Genomic DNA, 16,505 nt, shown 5'->3' with positions numbered 1-16,505 from the left:
AGAGGACAACCCTTATGGGTCGTCCTCTTTATTTTATTTGTTCCCTGTTGGATTCAAAAATCAAATTAAATTTATCATTATGTTTTATAAATATGTTTACAATTTCAGGATCAAAATGTTTTCCGCTTTCCTTTGAAATGATTTTCATAGATTTTTCGTGGGTAAACCCGTCTTTATAGGATCTTTTTTGTCGTAGTGCATCATAGACATCAGAAAGAGCAACGATTCTTGCCTCTAAAGGAATTTCTTTACCCTTTAACCCCTCTAAATAACCCATACCATTCCATTTTTCATGGTGATAAAGTGCTATATTCTCTACCATAGATGGGAGGTTAGCATCTTTTATAAGGTTGTATCCTATTTTTACATGTTCCTTCATAGATTTAAATTCTTCTTCAGATAATTTATCTTTTTTCTTTAAAATACCATCATGAACTCCTATTTTCCCTATATCATGGAGGGAGGCATAGAAACCAATATCTTTAATAAAGTTTTTGTGACACCGGAGTTTTTCTGCAATTAATCTTGAATATTCATTGACCCTTCTTATATGGTTGCCAGTATCTTCATCATTATAGTAATTAGCATTTTCAAGAGTAGTAACAAGGGATAGGGTGATTTTTTGCAGAGCTATCTTTCTATTTTTAACATTCCTATAGGAAACAAGGGTAATACTCAATATCCCTAGGGAAATAACTAATATAAATATAGAAACCTTATAATCACTGGTAAAACTACTATAGTTAGCATTCCATTTTCTCATCAAAAATTTATTTTCTATATGAAGCTTAGAGAATACCTTATTTAAAACATTATAAAGCTGGGGATTGTCTTTGCTTACAGCAAAAGAAACATCGTATACTTTATCGGTAACTCCAGCAATTTTTATATCGTTTATTTTGATACCTGCAAGGTGATTTTCAATAGTTTTCATATCTCCTACCAAGAAGTCAACTTTACCTTCCCTCAAGAGCTTGAGGGATTGGGTCAGGGAAGGAGTGTCTATATAGGTGGCATTATTTAGATGACCTTTTAAGTAACTGATATAGTATGCTCCCTTGATTACTGCTATAGTGCTGTTTTCTAAGTCTGAAATATCATCTATAAATCCACCTGATTGCCGGTTATAAACGCTTAAGTTAAAGGAGTAATATGGTTCCGGAAATAAAAATTTTTTTTCCCGTTCAGGAGTTCTAATTAAAAGGGGGAGAATAAAATCTTTGTCAGTATGGGAGTCTTCATAAATCTTATCTTCCTTAACTATGTATTCTATATCTATATTTTCATTTAGTATGTTCTTTATAGAACTTATATAGTCAATTGAAAGCCCCTTTAAATTCCCTTTGGAATCTCTGGAATAGTAAGGGTAATAATTATCATCTTTTAAAAGAACTAACTGTAATTTTGAAAGACGGCTTAAAAATTCCTTCTCCTCAGAATCAAAATAGATACTATTTTTTTTATACTGTAGGAGGTACTTCCCTATAAGTTGTGATCTATCCTCATCACTATAAAGATCAATAAGTTTATTAAAAATATCTTTCAAGGGGCTGTATTCTTTTTTTATGGCAAATTTGAGATCAGAATTAATATCAGTCAATAAGATACTCAGTTTAACAGTATTGTTTAAGCCGATAAAATTACTGTTTTTTTCTATTTCACCTATATATAACAATGACTCATTCTGATTTAATTTTTTAAACGCTTGTTTTCTGTCTTTTACAAAAATAGGAGTTATATTTAAATAACCGTATTTTTCTATAAAATCATCATATAATTTATCCCCTTTTAAAAAAATAATTTTTTTATCTTTTAAATCCAAGATTTTTTTTATCTCCTGCTGTCCTATAACTGCTGTATTAAAATTATAGATAGATTTAGAAAAAACATAATAATTGTGGAGATCTTTTTTTTCAAGCATATCAAAAATTATTGCTCCATCTCCTCTTTCTTTGAGTTTAGACAACTCAAAGATCTCTTTTGGAATTATATTTAAGTTAAGATTAAAAATATTATTCATCTCTTGGATGATTTTAGGGTAGAGTCCCCTTTGATTTTTTTCAAGGTCGTAAAAAAATAAAAAATTATCAGAATTTTCTACAAATACGTCTATTTTTTTATCTTCTATTTTCTTTAAAAAAGTCATCTCCTTTTCTGAAAGAGAGATTTTAGATAGATCAATTTCAGATTTTGAATAAAGATTAGTTCCTAAAAAAAATATAATCAAAAAAATTATATATTTATTCATTTTTATCCTCCTTTTATTTTTCTTAGTAAATAAAATTTACTAAAAAATTAAAAATTTCCTAGTTAGAATAAAAAAAGGAACCTTAGGTTCCACTTTTTATTCTTATATTATATATTGCTGTTAGCTATTAAGATCATAACTAATTGTTCCAAATTAACTTTGTCTTCCTCAGAAAATCTATTCAATTTTGGACTGTCTATATCCAACACCCCAATTAATCTATCACCTTTTATCAGTGGAATGACAATCTCTGAATTAGATGCTAAGTCACAGGCTATATGACCCGGAAATTTATGTACATCAGGGACTACATATGTAACTTTGTCTTTGGCAGAACTTCCGCAGACTCCCTTTCCCAATTCAATTTTAGTAGTAGCTGTAAGACCTTGAAAAGGTCCTAAAATTAATTTTTCATTTTTCCACAAATAAAACCCTGCCCAGTTCAGATCCTCGATGTTATTAAAGATCAGGGAAGAAATATTGGCACAGTTGGCAATAAAGTCATCTTCATTTTCAGTTAAATTTTTAGCTAAGTTTAAAAGATAGGTGTAACTTTTAACGGGGTTACTATTCATAATGTCTACAACTCCTTAATTTTCATTTTAAGTGAGTATATCATATATACTATCCTTATGGAAAAGAAAATATAGATTTATTTTTCTATAAAAAAAAAAGAGAGAAATTCTCTCTTTTTTTATTGCTAGTTTTTCCCGCAGCATTTTTTATATTTTTTACCTGATCCACATGGACATGGGTCATTTCTACCAATTTTAACATCTTTTTTTATTGTCTTTTGTGTAGATAGTGCTGAATCATACATCCATGCTCCATCTATCTTTTTAAATACAGATCTTTCATGGTGAAATAAAGTTTTCCCATCTTCTAAATAGTAACCTTTAAATTCAACTATTCCTTCTGAATTTTCAGCTCCTCCATCTACAGTTTCAATGATCTCCAATTTATTCCACTCTGTAGATTCAGACCAGTGTTTGATCTCTTCCTTACTAAGGGTTCCACGTGTTTTAGGATTATGTGTATTATAGACATAATCTACCTCTCCTACAACATAGGCTGTATATCTAGATCTCATTGTATCTTCTGCGGTAATTGGTGTTTTTTCACCTAATATATATGGCTTACAACATTCTTCATAACTTAATTCTCTTCCACAAGGGCAATTTTTCATTTGTTTTCCTCCTAAATATTATGCATAATCGCTTATAATTATACCATATGTAGAGTAAATATCCTAAGAGTTCCTCTGCAGATAGATGATAGTATACAGATTTAAAAAAAAGTTAAAATTTAATTAAAAAAAGTATGAAAATAGGGTATACTAGAGCAAGAAGACAAAAAAAATCAGGGGGATAAAAAATGACTAAGAAATTAGAGGTTTTTAAATGTGAGATATGTGGTAATATTGTAGAGATAATGCATACAGGGGCTGGAGTATTAAGCTGTTGTGGAAAAGAGATGGTTTTACAGGTAGAAAATACAAGAGATGCTGCTATAGAAAAGCATATACCAAAAGTTATTAAATTAAGTGATGGTTATGAGGTTCAAGTGGGGTCGACTCTTCATCCTATGGACAAGGATCATTATATTGAATGGATAGAATTAATAGTGGACGGATGTGTATCTACTCAATTTTTAAAACCAGGAGATCTACCAAAAGTTACTTTTAAAGCGTGTTATGGAGAAAAAGCAGAGGCTAGAGCTTATTGCAATCTTCATGGGCACTGGAAAAAATAAAAAAATCCCTTGACAGTTCATTATGGCTGTGGTAATATCTCTAAAAGATAAAAAAGAGAGGGAGGAATATGATGAAATTTTTAACAATAAACAATAATTCTATAAATTTCATGGATAAATTTCTTATTTTTTTAACTGATGTTCCCTATGTTATATTTGGAGCAGTCAATTCGATTTTTAATTTTTATATTTATAATAGTGGGAATAAAAACTAATATTTTAGTTTTTATTCCTTTTTTTTTAAAATTAATATGAGAGTATTTAGGAGGAATATATGTTTTTAGAAGATGTTAAGGTAATAGAGAATATACAAATAGCAGATAATTATTATTTAATGAGGGTAGAAGGCAAAAAAATACCTCAACATTCTAAACCAGGTCAGTTTTTTATGCTCCAATGCAAAGACAACTCAAAAGTTTTAAGAAGACCCATAAGTCTACACAATGTAGATGGGAATATTTTAGAATTTTACTATGAAGCTTTAGGAAAAGGAACTAAAGAATTTACTCAACTATCCATAGGTGAGACTATAAATGTCCAGGGACCTCTAGGAAATGGCTATGATACAGATCTTAAGGGGAAAAATATAGTAGTAATCGGTGGAGGAATGGGAATGGCTCCAATTAAATATCTCATTAAAGATTTAAAAGATAACAATGATATCACCTTTATAGGTGGAGGAAGAAATGCAGGAGCTGTAAAAATAATAGAAAAATTCGATTTTGAAAATATTCAGCTAAAGGTAGCTACCGATGACGGTAGTGTAGGAATAAAAGGAAATACTGTAGATATACTAAAAGAGGTACTGAAAGATCAACATATAGATATAATTTATACATGCGGACCCCATCCTATGATGGAGGCAGTAGCTAAGGTAGCACAGGAAAATAATATAAGATGTCAAATATCTTTAGAAGAAAGGATGGCATGTGGAATAAAAGCCTGTGTAGGATGCTCGATATTGACTAAAAAAGGGATGAAAAAAGTTTGTTACGATGGACCGGTATTTGAAAGTACAGATATAGTAGACGTAGATGTGGTAGATCCAAATGGAGGATGTAAATAATGAGTAATAGATTAAATATAAGTTTTTTAGGGAAGAAATTAAATAATCCTATAATGACAGCATCTGGATGCTTTGGGTATGGATTGGAATACAAAAATTATTTTAATCCTAATGAATTAGGAGCTGCTGTATTAAAAGGAATTACTATGGAACCTAGAAATGGAAATCCAGGTACCAGAATTGCTGAAACACCATCTGGAATGTTAAATTCAGTTGGATTGGAAAACCCAGGGATTGAAGAATTTAAAAAATTAATACCATCTATAAAAAAAGAACTAAATATCCCTCTGGTAGCAAATATAAATGGGAAGATCTTGGAAGAATACATAGAAATCGCTAAAGAAGTTGAGCAAATAGAAGAGATAGAGATGGTAGAACTAAATATCTCTTGTCCCAATGTCAAGGATGGGGGGATGGCCTTTGGAGCTAATCCAGAGATGGCAAGATTAGTAACCCGTGAAGTAAGAAAAGTTTTAAGTAAACCTATGATTGTAAAATTATCCCCAAATGTAACTAATATCGTAGAGATTGCAAAAATAGTAGAGGAAGAGGGAGCAAATGGTGTAGCTCTTATCAATACTTTGTTAGGAATGGCAGTAGATATAAGAAAAAGAAAACCAATTTTAGGTAATATAATGGGAGGATTATCAGGACCAGCTGTAAAACCAGTTGCACTGAGAATGATATACCAGGTTTCCCAGGCAGTATCTATCCCAGTTCTTGGAATGGGAGGGATATCTTCTACAGAGGATGCAATAGAATTTATTATGGTAGGAGCCAGTGCTATATCATTGGGAACAGGAATGTTTGGTAACCCGACACTACCAATAGAGATAAAAAAAGGATTAGAAAAATACTGTATAGAAAACAACATAGAGAATATCAGTGAAATTGTAGGAGCAGCCCATCCTGATGGAGGAGCAGCTTATAGAAACAGACTAGGAGGGAATAATGAAATTAAAGGCTAAAGATAGATTAATAGTAGCATTAGATTATAAAACGTTGGGTGAGGTAAAGGATATAGTTAATGAAATTGGAGATGCCGTATCTACATATAAGGTAGGTTTAGAATTATTCTTAAATACTCGTGGAGAAGCGGTAGAGTACCTTCATAGTATAGATAAAAAAGTATTTTTAGACCTAAAATTCCATGATATCCCAAATACAACAACTATGGCATCGATGTTTGCAAATAAACAAGAAGTATTTATGTTTAATGTCCATGCAGGTGGAGGGCCTACTATGATGAAATCCGTTGCAGATATGCTGAAGGAAAATAATTCTGACTCCATAGCAATAGCAGTGACTATATTGACATCATTTACAGAGGAAGAGGTAGCTTCACATTTTAAAAGTAATTTAAATATCAGTGAATTAGCTAATCACTGGGCTGTAGAAACTAAGGAATCAGGATTACACGGAGTAGTATGTTCTCCCTTGGAAGCCAAGAAAATAAAGGAACTTTGTGGAGAAAACTTCTACACAATCTGTCCGGGAGTGAGACCACTATGGGCAGCTTCTAATGACCAAAAAAGAATTATGACTCCTAAGATGGCTGTTGAAAATGGTGCTGATTTCTTAGTAGTAGGAAGACCAATCACTAAATCAGAAAATCCAGTTCATGCAGCTAAATTAATATTAGAAGAAATCCAGGAAGGGTTAAATAATTAATTTTAAAGGATTAAGAAATTTAGACTTTTAGATTTAAAATTAAAGTAGCTCAAAAGAACAGGGAGGAGTTAAATTTGTTAATAAAAAATGCCAGAATAAACACTATAGACAATGAATATGAGATAAAAGATCTCTATATAAAAGATGGTAAGATTGCTGAAATAGGGTCTGATATCGACAGTTTAAATATAATTAGAGAGACGTTTTTATCCTCAGATGAAAATATAAAAAAATTAGAAATTATAGATTTAAAGGGAAAGAAATATCTTATCCCGGGAGTTATAGATCCCCATGTACATATGAGAGATCCGGGGCTGACACATAAAGAAGATTTATATACAGGGTCAAGAGCCTGTGCCAAAGGTGGGATTACCACTTTTATAGATATGCCAAATACAGTACCTACAACTACAAATTTGAGTGCACTTCAAGATAAAAAAGATCTGGCTTCAATTAAATCACTTGTAAACTATGGATTTCATTTTGGAGGTACCAGTACAGACAACAGTGATATTATCCCTAGTGAGGGGGTAGCTTCTACCAAGGTCTTTATGAATATATCTACAGGAAAGATGTTGGTAGAAAAAGATGAGGTTTTAAAAAATATATTTTTAAAATCAAAAATGGTATCAGTTCATGCTGAAGGAGAGATGGTAGAAAAAGCCATCACCTATAATGAAAAATATGGAAAAAAATTATACCTTTGTCATATTTCAAATGAAAAAGAGTTAGATATTATCAGAAAAAACAGAAAAATAGCTACAAAAAAAATATATACGGAAGTAACTCCTCACCACCTTTTCCTCAGTGAAAACGATATAAAGGGAAAAAATGAAATGTTATTTAGGATGAAACCTGAATTAAAAACAAACGATGATATAGAAGCTTTATGGAAAGCTATAAATGATGGAACTATTGATACCATTGGTACTGACCATGCACCTCATCTTCTTTCAGAGAAGTTGAAAAAGGTAACATTTGGAATCCCGGGAGTGGAAAACTCATTACCGTTGATGTTAGATGCTGTATCTAAAGAAAAGATCACTTTATCTAAATTGATAGAACTTATGTCTAAAAACCCAAGTAAAATATTTGGTATAAAAGACAGGGGAGAGATCAAAGAGGGTTACTATGGAGATCTGGTAGTAGTAGACCTAGAAAAAAAGTTTACCTTAGAGAATAAAACTACACTGTCAAAATGCGGGTGGACTCCATTTGATGGATATACAGGGTATGGTAAAATTGAAACTACAATAGTTAATGGAACGATAGTATATAATAAAAATGAAATAATTGAAAATACAGGGAGTGAGATCGAATATGAATAACGCTAAAAGAGTAGCTAGAGCACTATTAAAAGTAGAAGCAGTAAGATTAAATGTGGCAGAGCCATTTACCTTTGTATCAGGGATAAAATCTCCTATATATTGTGATAATAGAAAAGTTATCGGTTTTCCAAAGGAAAGAACAGATATAGTAGATGCTTTTATAGAAGCTTTAAAAGATAAAGAGTTTGATATTTTAGCAGGTACTGCAACAGCAGGAATTCCATGGGCAGCATTTATCGCAGAAAAAATGAATAAACCTATGGCTTATATCAGATCTAAACCTAAAGCTCATGGAGCAGGAAAACAGATAGAGGGAGCAGATGTAGAAGGTAAAAAAATAATCGTAATAGAGGACCTTATATCTACAGGTGGAAGTTGCATCTCAGCACTTGAAGCAGCAAGAAGAGAAGGAGCTAAAGATGTAGAAGTTATGGCTATATTCTCATATGAATTTAAAAAGGCCTATGACAGATTTGAAGAAGCGGACTGTAAATGGGAAACACTTTCTGGATTTCCTGATTTAATAGAATTAGCAGTTGAAGAAAATTACCTATCTTCTCAAGATGCAGAGGAAGCCAGTCAGTGGAATAAATCTCCTAATACTTGGAAAAAATAATCTCACATTTCAAAAGATTCTATAATGAAAATTATAGGGTCTTTTTTATTTGTGAAAAATATTAATAAGAGTCACAACTGACAACTAACAATTTAGCCATCAATAAAGAACAATCATGACTAAAAAAATTAATGCAGATAAGTGGCAAAAATATTATAGGTTTTTAAATGCTAATTATAGATCTGTGACAAATTACTCTTGGTTGTCACTTAAACACAAATTCATAAAAATAAATCATCAACAAACTGTCCTATAATTTTAATTATAGATTTTATTGAAAGACGTGATAATTAGGCATCTCTAGACATCAATAAAATCAATGATTTTTATTAAATTTTCGATTTAAGGCGCTACTAAAACAAAAGGTGTGTGTTTATACCCTTGAAACTCTTAAAATCAAAATAAGAGCTTCATCAAATTTTATACCTTTTCAAGGAATAGTCCGATTAATTAGAGTATTGAATATTTTATTTTTTAAAAAATATTTTAGTTTTAAAATTTGGCAGATAACAGAGAAAAAAATGAAATAATCTCTGTATTTCCTGTTTTTATAATGGAACATTCGGTTTTAGGTGAAGAGGTGAAGACTTTTACCCCTTTATTTTCAAGGATCTATTTCGAAAGTTCCGAAATAAACATTTTGGAACTTTCGTTGAAAAATAGTGGATTTTAGGGTATGATATAGTAAGTAGAAAAAATTGACTTAAAAGTTAAAATAAAACTAAATAAAAAATTATAGGAGAAATTTATGGATATAAATCAATTGGATGCTCTGAGAAAAAAATTAGAAGAAAATAAAGATGATCTAGTAATCAGCATGCTGTTAGAAGATAAGATAAAAGAACTAGAAAAACAATTAAAAAAGGGAAAGAAGAAAAGATCTGTAAACAGAGAAATTAAATATTTGACCAATGCAGAATTTGATAAACTAATGTTATCTTTTAAAGAAGCTGAAAACATATTTTCACTGGATAAAAAGAAACAACAATTTAAATTTTTTGAGAGAGATAAGTTGATTTTTCTCCTTGCCTATGAGTGCGGGTTGAGAGCAAGTGAAATTTCTAACTTAAAAAAGGAAGATTTCCATGAAAATAGTAAGGAACTATTCTGCAGAAGATTGAAGGGAAGTAGAAATAATACCATTCGTTTGACGAGAGGGACAAGTAAATTATTAAGCGAATATATCGGTTATGAGAATAACTCAAATTATATATTTTTAAGCAGAAAATCTACACCTCTCAGTCGTCAGCACCTCACGAGATTATGTAAAAAATATTTTGATTTGGCAGATATACCAAAAGAAAAACAACACTTTCACACTTTAAAACATACAGCTGGAGTTCATCTAGCTGATTGCGGCCTTGATATAAAGGAAGTTCAGTACATTTTAGGCCACAGAAATGTTGAAAATACTATGATATATTTCGATTTCACATCTAAACAACAAGAAGTTTTATATGGTAAACTAGGAAGAAATTAAGCAATTATAAAAATAAAAATTATTGCATGTAATTTGATAAAAATGGAAGAAAAAAAAGGAGATAAAAATCTCCTTTTTTAATTTCTTTAGTTCATCTTGTCGTTTAATTTTTTTCCAGCTTTAAACTTAACAGCTTTCTTAGCAGGAATAGTGATCTCTTCACCAGTTTTAGGATTTCTTCCTTTTCTTTCAGCTCTTGCAACTACTTCAAATTTTCCCCATCCGATAAAGTTAACTTCATCTCCGTTTAATAATACTTCCTCAACAGTTGTCATGAACGTATCTAATTTTCTTTCAGCTTCTGCCTTAGATTCAAAATTTCCTCTCTCTGCAAATAATGCTACGAATTCTTTTTTAGTCATTTTAATACCTCCCATTTTTTATCCCTTATAAAATAAGGGCTTCAATGCCTCTATCAATTTATACCATATTTAATAGAGGATTTCAACTTTTTTATATAATTATTATTCTATTTATTGTTAATGAATAGATAAATTTTATTCTAATATTGTATATTTTTTTAAAATAATAGTATGAAAATATCGAAATCGGTGGTATATAATATAATATGAAACACAATATTTAGTAAAAAGTGTGAAAAAAAAACTATATAATGGGGTGAAATTATTTTGAATGAGGTGAAGTGGCTAGGAGAAGAAAATATTTTGGGACAGGATATTTGGAGAAAAAAATATAAATATAGTGATGAAACTTTTAAAGAGTGGCTGGAAAGGATTTCCAATGGTAATCTCTTATTAAAGGAAGCTATAGTTAATAAAGAATTTATTTTTGCAGGAAGGATATTAGCCAATAGGGGACTACATAAGTTAGGAAGGAAGATAACGTATTCAAACTGTTATGTGTTAACTCCTCCTGAAGATAACTTAGAATCAATATTTGAAACAGCTAAAAAATTAGCTCGTACTTTCTCCTATGGTGGCGGATGCGGGATCGATATATCCAACCTAAGACCTAGGGGAACTGTAGTTAATAATTCGGCTATGGAAACCACAGGATCGGTATCTTTTATGGATCTATATAACCTTACTACAGAGATCATAGGACAAAATGGTAGAAGAGGGGCATTAATGCTTTCCCTTTCGATAGATCACCCGGATATTCAAGATTTTATAGGAATAAAGGGAGATCTTTCAAAAGTCCAAAAAGCTAATATTTCAGTTCGGATGACCGATGAATTTATGGAGAAAGTGAAAAAAGATGAATTGTTTACATTAAAATTTGAAGTTTTAGATACAGATGAGGTTATGGAAAAGGAAGTTAGAGCTAGAGAATTATTTAAAGAATTGGCACGGCAAAATTGGAATTATGCTGAACCAGGGATGTTATTTTGGGATAGAATATCAAACTGGAATCTTCTCAGTGAAGATGAAAATTTTGAATTTGCAGGAACTAACCCTTGTGCAGAGGAACCCCTTCCTGCAGGAGGAAGCTGTTTATTAGGATCATTGGTTCTTCCTAGTTTTTTAAATAAGACAAAAGATGAGTTTGAGTTTGATAGATTAAAAAAAGCTGTAAGGATAGGAGTAAGAGCCCTCAACGAAGTTTTAGATGAAGGCTTACCATTACATCCATTAAAGGAGCAAAGGGAATCAGTAGCCGATTGGAGACAGATAGGATTAGGTATTTTAGGAGTAGGAGACCTCCTTATCCAGATGGACCTCAGATACGGCTCTCCTGAATCTATAGAGTTTTGTGATACTCTGGGAAAGATCATTATCACTGAAGCTCTCAAAGAGAGTGCCATCCTTGCAAAAGAAGATGGAGCTTATCCTAAATTTGATTTAGAGACAATTTTAAAGTCACCATTTTTAATTGAAAACTCCGATGATGAAGTTATAGAATTAATAAAAAAATATGGATTAAGAAATTCCCAGTTACTTACAATAGCTCCTACAGGATCTATCGGTACTATGCTACAGATGAGCACTGGAATCGAACCTAACTTTGCCTTTTCCTATATAAGAAAAACTGAAAGTTTGCATGGTGAGGATGTATTTTATGAAGTTTTTGCTCCAATTGCAAAACAATATATGGAAAGATACGATATCGAGAGTATTGAAGATCTGCCTGAATCTTTTATAACAGCTCAAAATTTAGATCCTATTGAAAGATTGGAAATGCAGGCTACTTGGCAGAATAGAATAGATGCCAGTATCTCCTCCACTGTAAATCTAATAAATAAAACTACCATAGAAGAGGTTGAAAATATCTATCTAAAAGCTTGGGAGTTAGGATTAAAAGGAGTTACAGTATACCGATCTGGATGTGCCCGTGAGGGAATACTGACATTGGGAGAACAAGAGGAAGAAGAGACTTTAGAACTTTCTAGGGGAGAATTAAAAAGTATAGCTGAAGATACAATATATTACCCTAAAAATTTACGGATTGGCTGTGGAAAATTAAAGGTAATGATTGGATATTCTCCAAGTGAAAATAAGATTCAGGACCTCTATGTAATAAGGAGTGGATCTGGTGGTTGTGAAAAAAATATTCAAGCGGTGGCTATATTTATGTCCGGTATGCTTAGGTTAGGAGGAAACTTATTTATGCTGGAAAAGTCAATTGAAGGTATTAGTGGTTGTCCTGCTTTTGCAGGAGGAAATGCTGTAGGGAAAAAATTATCTAAAGGTGATACCTGTCCACTTGCCATCTTAAATATATTAAAGGAATTTGAAACTGAAATGGGATTAAAAGACTATGAAGCTGCACAGGCTTTTATAAAGCAGAAAGAAGAGAAGTTTAATGAAGAAACAGATGAAATATACAACCATAATGCAGTCTGCCCTGAGTGTGGGGAAAAATTAGAAATATCCGGTGGATGTTATTCTTGCAGAGCTTGTGGATATTCAAAATGTGATTAAATTTTGATTAAGTTGAAAACCTCCTACTTTTATAGTATTATATAAAAAAGAGTAGGAGGTTTATATGAAAATTTTGGTTATAAATGGTCCCAATATAAATATGTTGGGCATTAGAGAGAAAAATATATATGGGAATCTGTCATATCCTAAATTAGTAGAGATGATAGAAGAAAAATCTAAAAAATTAAAGATACAAGTTGAGTGTTTTCAAAATAATATTGAGGGTGAAATAATCAATAAAATTCAAAGTGGATATGGTGTATACCATGGGATTATAATAAATCCAGCAGCATATACCCACTATAGTATTGCTATCTTAGATGCAATAAAATCGGTATCAATACCAACGATAGAAGTCCACCTAAGCAATATTCACTCTAGGGAAGAATTCAGACATCGTTCTGTTACAGCTTCTGCGTGTGTAGGCCAGATATCTGGATTTGGCCCCCATGGTTACCTCATGGCATTGGATTATTTCAGTAAGACAGGAGTTATTGATGAAGAAATTTGTAATTAAAGCAGATATTATCTTTATAGTTTTATTTATTGGATTTCTTTCATTTTTTACATTTTTCAAGATAAAAAATAACTATACTCTGTCACCCTTACCTAGTACAAATAAGAACCTTACTCTAATTAGAAGATCAATAGATGATTTCTATAATACCTATAAGAGATATCCCAGTGAGGAAGAGATAAATGGAAAGGATGAAGAAAAAAAATTCTTTTCTATTTTAGCTGATAATAGTAACAGTGGATTTAATCTCTTAAGAAATTTTCAATTCCCAGGGACTCCTGCATATACAAAGAAAGTGGACGATATCCCTGTAGAGATAGAGGCAAACAATAGCATTAAAATTTGTAATAAATTAGAGAATTTAGGTTTAGCAAATGAGTTTTATTCCTCAAATGGGGGATGGATCTATTCACCTAAAAACGGTGAACTGAGAGCAAATCTTCAAGATCGTCAGGCTAAAGATAAAAAAACAGCTCCTAGCAGACCTAAATGGGGTAAAAATATAGACTGGTATTATAAATAGGAGGGGTAACCCTCCTATTTATATATCTTTAAAATTTTCTTTTTTAATTCGTCTGGGACTATATAACTATTATTAGATATATTTTTTATAGCTGTAAAAGGTTTATGTCTATAGTTTTTCTTAACCCTATCCTTCCCCTCAAGTTCCTCTTCTATGTCATTTGTAAACTCCACTATTTCTCCTATTTTTTTACTGATCAATCTCCTAATTCCCTTATTTTGTCTTCTACTGACAAGACGTGTTTCCTCATCTCTCCAAAGATGTTCATCTTTATCATATACAGCTACATAAGGTATTTTATATTGATTTAATAATCTTATAAATTGGGGGATACTACTCTTACTTCCACATTCAACAATAGAATATTCATATTTGTATACTCCTAATTTTTTTGCTAAAAACGGTATAATAATCTTGTCTGTCTGTCCCTCTACTAAGATCACTTTTTTAGCAAAGAAAAGTTCTCCCCTATCAGGATTCATCCAGTAGTTCATATTGAAATTTTTTATCTCGTCTCCTCTAAATAGATCACCCTTATGCTGCATTACGTGGGTTCCGTCATCATTTTTTCTTACTAAACATATAGATTTATAATTATTTAACTCTATAAATGAACTGGAATGGGTAGTCACATAGATCTGTCCGCCATACCTGGCAATATTTGTCATAACCGAGTGTAATTCCCTTTCAGCTTGTGGATGAAGGTATAGTTCTGGTTCTTCATACATAATAATTGTATTCCCCAATAGATTATATCGGGTACTCTTTGTCACACTGGCTATTCTCCTCATCATCCTGAACATTACTTCCCTCTGAAGACCTCTACTGGCATATCTTTCTTCGAGATACTGCATCTCTAAATCTAATTTTTCTATTAATTTTTCTACATAAACAAGTTTATTGTTGTTGCTTAAAACCAATATAATTTTTTCATATATATCTAAAATCGTCTTATTGGATGAAGCAGAAAATGATGGAACAAATATGATCTCTATATTTTCCCTTATATAATATTCTAAGTGTTTTGACAAAGGATGAAATTCATTATCTTTTTTATAAAAATATTCTTTTTTATCTGCAGAAAGAACTTTTTTTATGACAATTTCATCCTCTGAATTTTTTATTCCCTTAAAAACATTTAGTTCCTTTAACCTCAGACTGTCAAAAGTAAGAATAAGTTCTGTAGGGATATTCATACGGTAGCTATGTTTATTCTTAAATGTTATCTTATCAAAAAATAAGAGTATAGCAGATAAAATGTTTGATTTACCGTGGTTACTCTGTCCTATAAATAATAAGAAGTTTTCAAATTCTATATGAGTTTCATCTATAGATTTCCAATTTTTAATTTTTAAGTTTTTAATATGCATCTTTCTCCTCCTATTATTAAACTCATTACTAGTATACCTAATGTTTCATAGAAATGCTAGAAATACTAAATTTTAAAAGGTTTTAAAAGATTTATTTAGTATATAGAAAAGACTATAACACGACTAGGAGGTAGGGATATGAAGATAGGTATCATAGGTTTGGGTAAGATGGGAGGAAAGATTGCCCTGAGATTATTAAGATATAATCACCAGGTTTTCGTGTATGAACACCATCGGGATAAGATTGATCTTATGGTAGAAAATGGAGGGATAGGATTTGATGATATGGATAGATTCATAGAAGAGATAAATACCCATGAAACTCCTATAGTTTGGGTTATGATTCCCTCTGGGGATCCTACTAATAATGTTTTAATGGAACTTGGAAAAAAATTAAAAAAAGGTGCCATAGTCATAGATGGTGGTAACTCCAATTATAAAGACAGTATAAATACAGCAGCACTATTAAAGGAAAGATCAATAAATCTACTAGATATAGGAACCAGTGGAGGACTTTGGGGATTTGAAAACGGATATTGCTTAATGGCTGGAGGAGAGAGAGAGTCCTTTGATGTAGTAGTTCCAATTTTAAAGGATTTGAGTGCTCCAGAGGGATATGAATATATAGGGGAAAGTGGCAGCGGCCATTTTGTGAAGATGATACATAATGGTATTGAGTATGGGATGATGCAGGCCTATGCCGAAGGATTTGAGATCTTAAAATCTAAGAAAGGATTTAATATAGACCTTGATAAGGTTTCAAATGTATGGCAGCATGGAAGTATTATCGAGTCCTTTTTATTAAATCTAACCAAGGATATGTTTAAAAATGACCCTGATCTAAACAATGTCAAAGGCTGGGTAGAGGATTCAGGAGAAGGACGATGGACAGTATTAGAAGCATTGGAAAACAATGTTTCTGCACCTGTAATCACCCTGTCACTACTACAAAGATTCAGGTCCAGAAAAGAGGAAACATTCAGTGATAAAGTTTTAGCAAGTTTGAGGAAGGAGTTCGGAGGACATAGTATAGAGGAGAAGTAGGAGGTATC

General features: G+C 31.6%; 17 protein-coding genes. 12 read left to right on the top strand and 5 right to left on the bottom strand.

What is annotated here, in order from left to right; translation table 11 throughout:
• Positions 1-28: 28 nt before the first annotated feature.
• From NRK67_04125 to NRK67_04115, 3 genes are all read right to left on the bottom strand, one after another.
• Positions 29-2,248 (bottom strand): transporter substrate-binding domain-containing protein, encoded by a 2,220-nt coding sequence (locus tag NRK67_04125; protein UUV17101.1) that lies wholly within the window; start codon positions 2,246-2,248, stop codon positions 29-31.
• Between the two features lie 107 nt (positions 2,249-2,355).
• Complete coding sequence (locus NRK67_04120; GenBank protein UUV17100.1) at positions 2,356-2,823, bottom strand: GAF domain-containing protein; 468 nt, start codon at positions 2,821-2,823, stop codon at positions 2,356-2,358.
• 125 nt (positions 2,824-2,948) lie between these two features.
• Positions 2,949-3,434 (bottom strand): YchJ family protein, encoded by a 486-nt coding sequence (locus NRK67_04115; protein UUV17099.1) that lies wholly within the window; start codon positions 3,432-3,434, stop codon positions 2,949-2,951.
• A gap of 188 nt (positions 3,435-3,622) precedes the next feature.
• Here NRK67_04115 and NRK67_04110 point away from each other — a divergent pair, with 188 nt between their 5' ends.
• The 8 genes from NRK67_04110 (at position 3,623) to NRK67_04075 (ending at position 10,161) form a co-directional block, all read left to right on the top strand.
• Positions 3,623-4,000 carry a desulfoferrodoxin gene (locus NRK67_04110; GenBank protein UUV17098.1) on the top strand — a complete coding sequence of 126 codons (378 nt, stop codon included), beginning with the start codon at positions 3,623-3,625 and terminating at the stop codon, positions 3,998-4,000.
• A 71-nt stretch (positions 4,001-4,071) separates the two neighbouring features.
• A complete protein-coding gene (locus tag NRK67_04105; GenBank protein ID UUV17097.1) occupies positions 4,072-4,215 on the top strand; it encodes a hypothetical protein in 144 nt (47 codons plus the stop codon).
• 59 nt (positions 4,216-4,274) lie between these two features.
• Complete coding sequence (locus NRK67_04100) at positions 4,275-5,066, top strand: dihydroorotate dehydrogenase electron transfer subunit (GenBank protein ID UUV17096.1); 792 nt, start codon at positions 4,275-4,277, stop codon at positions 5,064-5,066.
• Positions 5,066-6,034, top strand: coding sequence for a dihydroorotate dehydrogenase (locus NRK67_04095; GenBank protein UUV17095.1), 969 nt, complete (start codon positions 5,066-5,068; stop codon positions 6,032-6,034). The genes NRK67_04100 and NRK67_04095 overlap by 1 nt, the downstream gene beginning before the upstream one ends.
• Positions 6,018-6,737: an orotidine-5'-phosphate decarboxylase gene (gene pyrF / locus NRK67_04090; protein ID UUV17094.1), complete on the top strand. Its 720-nt coding sequence runs from the start codon at positions 6,018-6,020 to the stop codon at positions 6,735-6,737. Before NRK67_04095 ends, pyrF begins: the two co-directional genes overlap by 17 nt.
• 74 nt (positions 6,738-6,811) lie before the next feature.
• Entirely contained in the window at positions 6,812-8,065 is a 1,254-nt protein-coding gene (locus NRK67_04085) for an amidohydrolase family protein (protein UUV17093.1), read from the top strand.
• Positions 8,058-8,681 carry an orotate phosphoribosyltransferase gene (pyrE, locus tag NRK67_04080; GenBank protein UUV17092.1) on the top strand — a complete coding sequence of 208 codons (624 nt, stop codon included), beginning with the start codon at positions 8,058-8,060 and terminating at the stop codon, positions 8,679-8,681. The genes NRK67_04085 and pyrE overlap by 8 nt, the downstream gene beginning before the upstream one ends.
• A gap of 748 nt (positions 8,682-9,429) precedes the next feature.
• Positions 9,430-10,161, top strand: coding sequence for a site-specific integrase (locus NRK67_04075; protein UUV17091.1), 732 nt, complete (start codon positions 9,430-9,432; stop codon positions 10,159-10,161).
• Positions 10,162-10,247: 86 nt separating this feature from the next.
• On the opposite strand, the gene NRK67_04070 is transcribed toward NRK67_04075, so the two are convergent.
• A complete protein-coding gene (locus NRK67_04070; protein ID UUV17090.1) occupies positions 10,248-10,523 on the bottom strand; it encodes an HU family DNA-binding protein in 276 nt (91 codons plus the stop codon).
• Positions 10,524-10,790: 267 nt separating this feature from the next.
• Here NRK67_04070 and NRK67_04065 point away from each other — a divergent pair, with 267 nt between their 5' ends.
• The 3 genes from NRK67_04065 (at position 10,791) to NRK67_04055 (ending at position 14,083) form a co-directional block, all read left to right on the top strand.
• On the top strand, positions 10,791-13,043 hold the full coding sequence (locus NRK67_04065; GenBank protein UUV17089.1) for an adenosylcobalamin-dependent ribonucleoside-diphosphate reductase: 2,253 nt from the start codon (positions 10,791-10,793) through the stop codon (positions 13,041-13,043).
• A gap of 64 nt (positions 13,044-13,107) precedes the next feature.
• A complete protein-coding gene (gene aroQ, locus NRK67_04060) occupies positions 13,108-13,560 on the top strand; it encodes a type II 3-dehydroquinate dehydratase (GenBank protein UUV17088.1) in 453 nt (150 codons plus the stop codon).
• Positions 13,541-14,083: a hypothetical protein gene (locus NRK67_04055; GenBank protein UUV17087.1), complete on the top strand. Its 543-nt coding sequence runs from the start codon at positions 13,541-13,543 to the stop codon at positions 14,081-14,083. Before aroQ ends, NRK67_04055 begins: the two co-directional genes overlap by 20 nt.
• A gap of 14 nt (positions 14,084-14,097) precedes the next feature.
• On the opposite strand, the gene NRK67_04050 is transcribed toward NRK67_04055, so the two are convergent.
• Positions 14,098-15,453, bottom strand: a complete 1,356-nt coding sequence (locus NRK67_04050) for an AAA family ATPase (GenBank protein ID UUV17086.1) — start codon at positions 15,451-15,453, stop codon at positions 14,098-14,100.
• A 138-nt stretch (positions 15,454-15,591) separates the two neighbouring features.
• Between NRK67_04050 and gnd the strand changes: the two genes are divergently transcribed.
• Entirely contained in the window at positions 15,592-16,497 is a 906-nt protein-coding gene (gene gnd / locus NRK67_04045) for a decarboxylating 6-phosphogluconate dehydrogenase (protein UUV17085.1), read from the top strand.
• Positions 16,498-16,505 lie beyond the last annotated feature (8 nt).

It is taken from the genome of Fusobacteria bacterium ZRK30, assembly GCA_024628785.1.
In the GTDB taxonomy this organism is placed as follows: Bacteria; Fusobacteriota; Fusobacteriia; order Fusobacteriales; family Fusobacteriaceae; genus Psychrilyobacter.
This window is presented reverse-complemented; position numbering and strand designations above follow the sequence as displayed.

What these genes read in the sequence shown, in the direction of transcription:
- aroQ (UUV17088.1), top strand. Translation starts at nt 13,108, where the DNA reads ATGAAAATTTTGGTTATAAATGGTCCCAATATAAATATGTTGGGCATT.
- NRK67_04100 (UUV17096.1), top strand. Translation starts at nt 4,275, where the DNA reads ATGTTTTTAGAAGATGTTAAGGTAATAGAGAATATACAAATAGCAGAT.
- NRK67_04115 (UUV17099.1), bottom strand. Translation starts at nt 3,434, where the DNA reads ATGAAAAATTGCCCTTGTGGAAGAGAATTAAGTTATGAAGAATGTTGT.
- gnd (UUV17085.1), top strand. Translation starts at nt 15,592, where the DNA reads ATGAAGATAGGTATCATAGGTTTGGGTAAGATGGGAGGAAAGATTGCC.
- NRK67_04050 (UUV17086.1), bottom strand. Translation starts at nt 15,453, where the DNA reads ATGCATATTAAAAACTTAAAAATTAAAAATTGGAAATCTATAGATGAA.
- NRK67_04095 (UUV17095.1), top strand. Translation starts at nt 5,066, where the DNA reads ATGAGTAATAGATTAAATATAAGTTTTTTAGGGAAGAAATTAAATAAT.
- NRK67_04055 (UUV17087.1), top strand. Translation starts at nt 13,541, where the DNA reads ATGAAGAAATTTGTAATTAAAGCAGATATTATCTTTATAGTTTTATTT.
- NRK67_04070 (UUV17090.1), bottom strand. Translation starts at nt 10,523, where the DNA reads ATGACTAAAAAAGAATTCGTAGCATTATTTGCAGAGAGAGGAAATTTT.
- NRK67_04110 (UUV17098.1), top strand. Translation starts at nt 3,623, where the DNA reads ATGACTAAGAAATTAGAGGTTTTTAAATGTGAGATATGTGGTAATATT.
- NRK67_04075 (UUV17091.1), top strand. Translation starts at nt 9,430, where the DNA reads ATGGATATAAATCAATTGGATGCTCTGAGAAAAAAATTAGAAGAAAAT.
- pyrF (UUV17094.1), top strand. Translation starts at nt 6,018, where the DNA reads ATGAAATTAAAGGCTAAAGATAGATTAATAGTAGCATTAGATTATAAA.
- NRK67_04120 (UUV17100.1), bottom strand. Translation starts at nt 2,823, where the DNA reads ATGAATAGTAACCCCGTTAAAAGTTACACCTATCTTTTAAACTTAGCT.
- pyrE (UUV17092.1), top strand. Translation starts at nt 8,058, where the DNA reads ATGAATAACGCTAAAAGAGTAGCTAGAGCACTATTAAAAGTAGAAGCA.
- NRK67_04105 (UUV17097.1), top strand. Translation starts at nt 4,072, where the DNA reads ATGAAATTTTTAACAATAAACAATAATTCTATAAATTTCATGGATAAA.
- NRK67_04125 (UUV17101.1), bottom strand. Translation starts at nt 2,248, where the DNA reads ATGAATAAATATATAATTTTTTTGATTATATTTTTTTTAGGAACTAAT.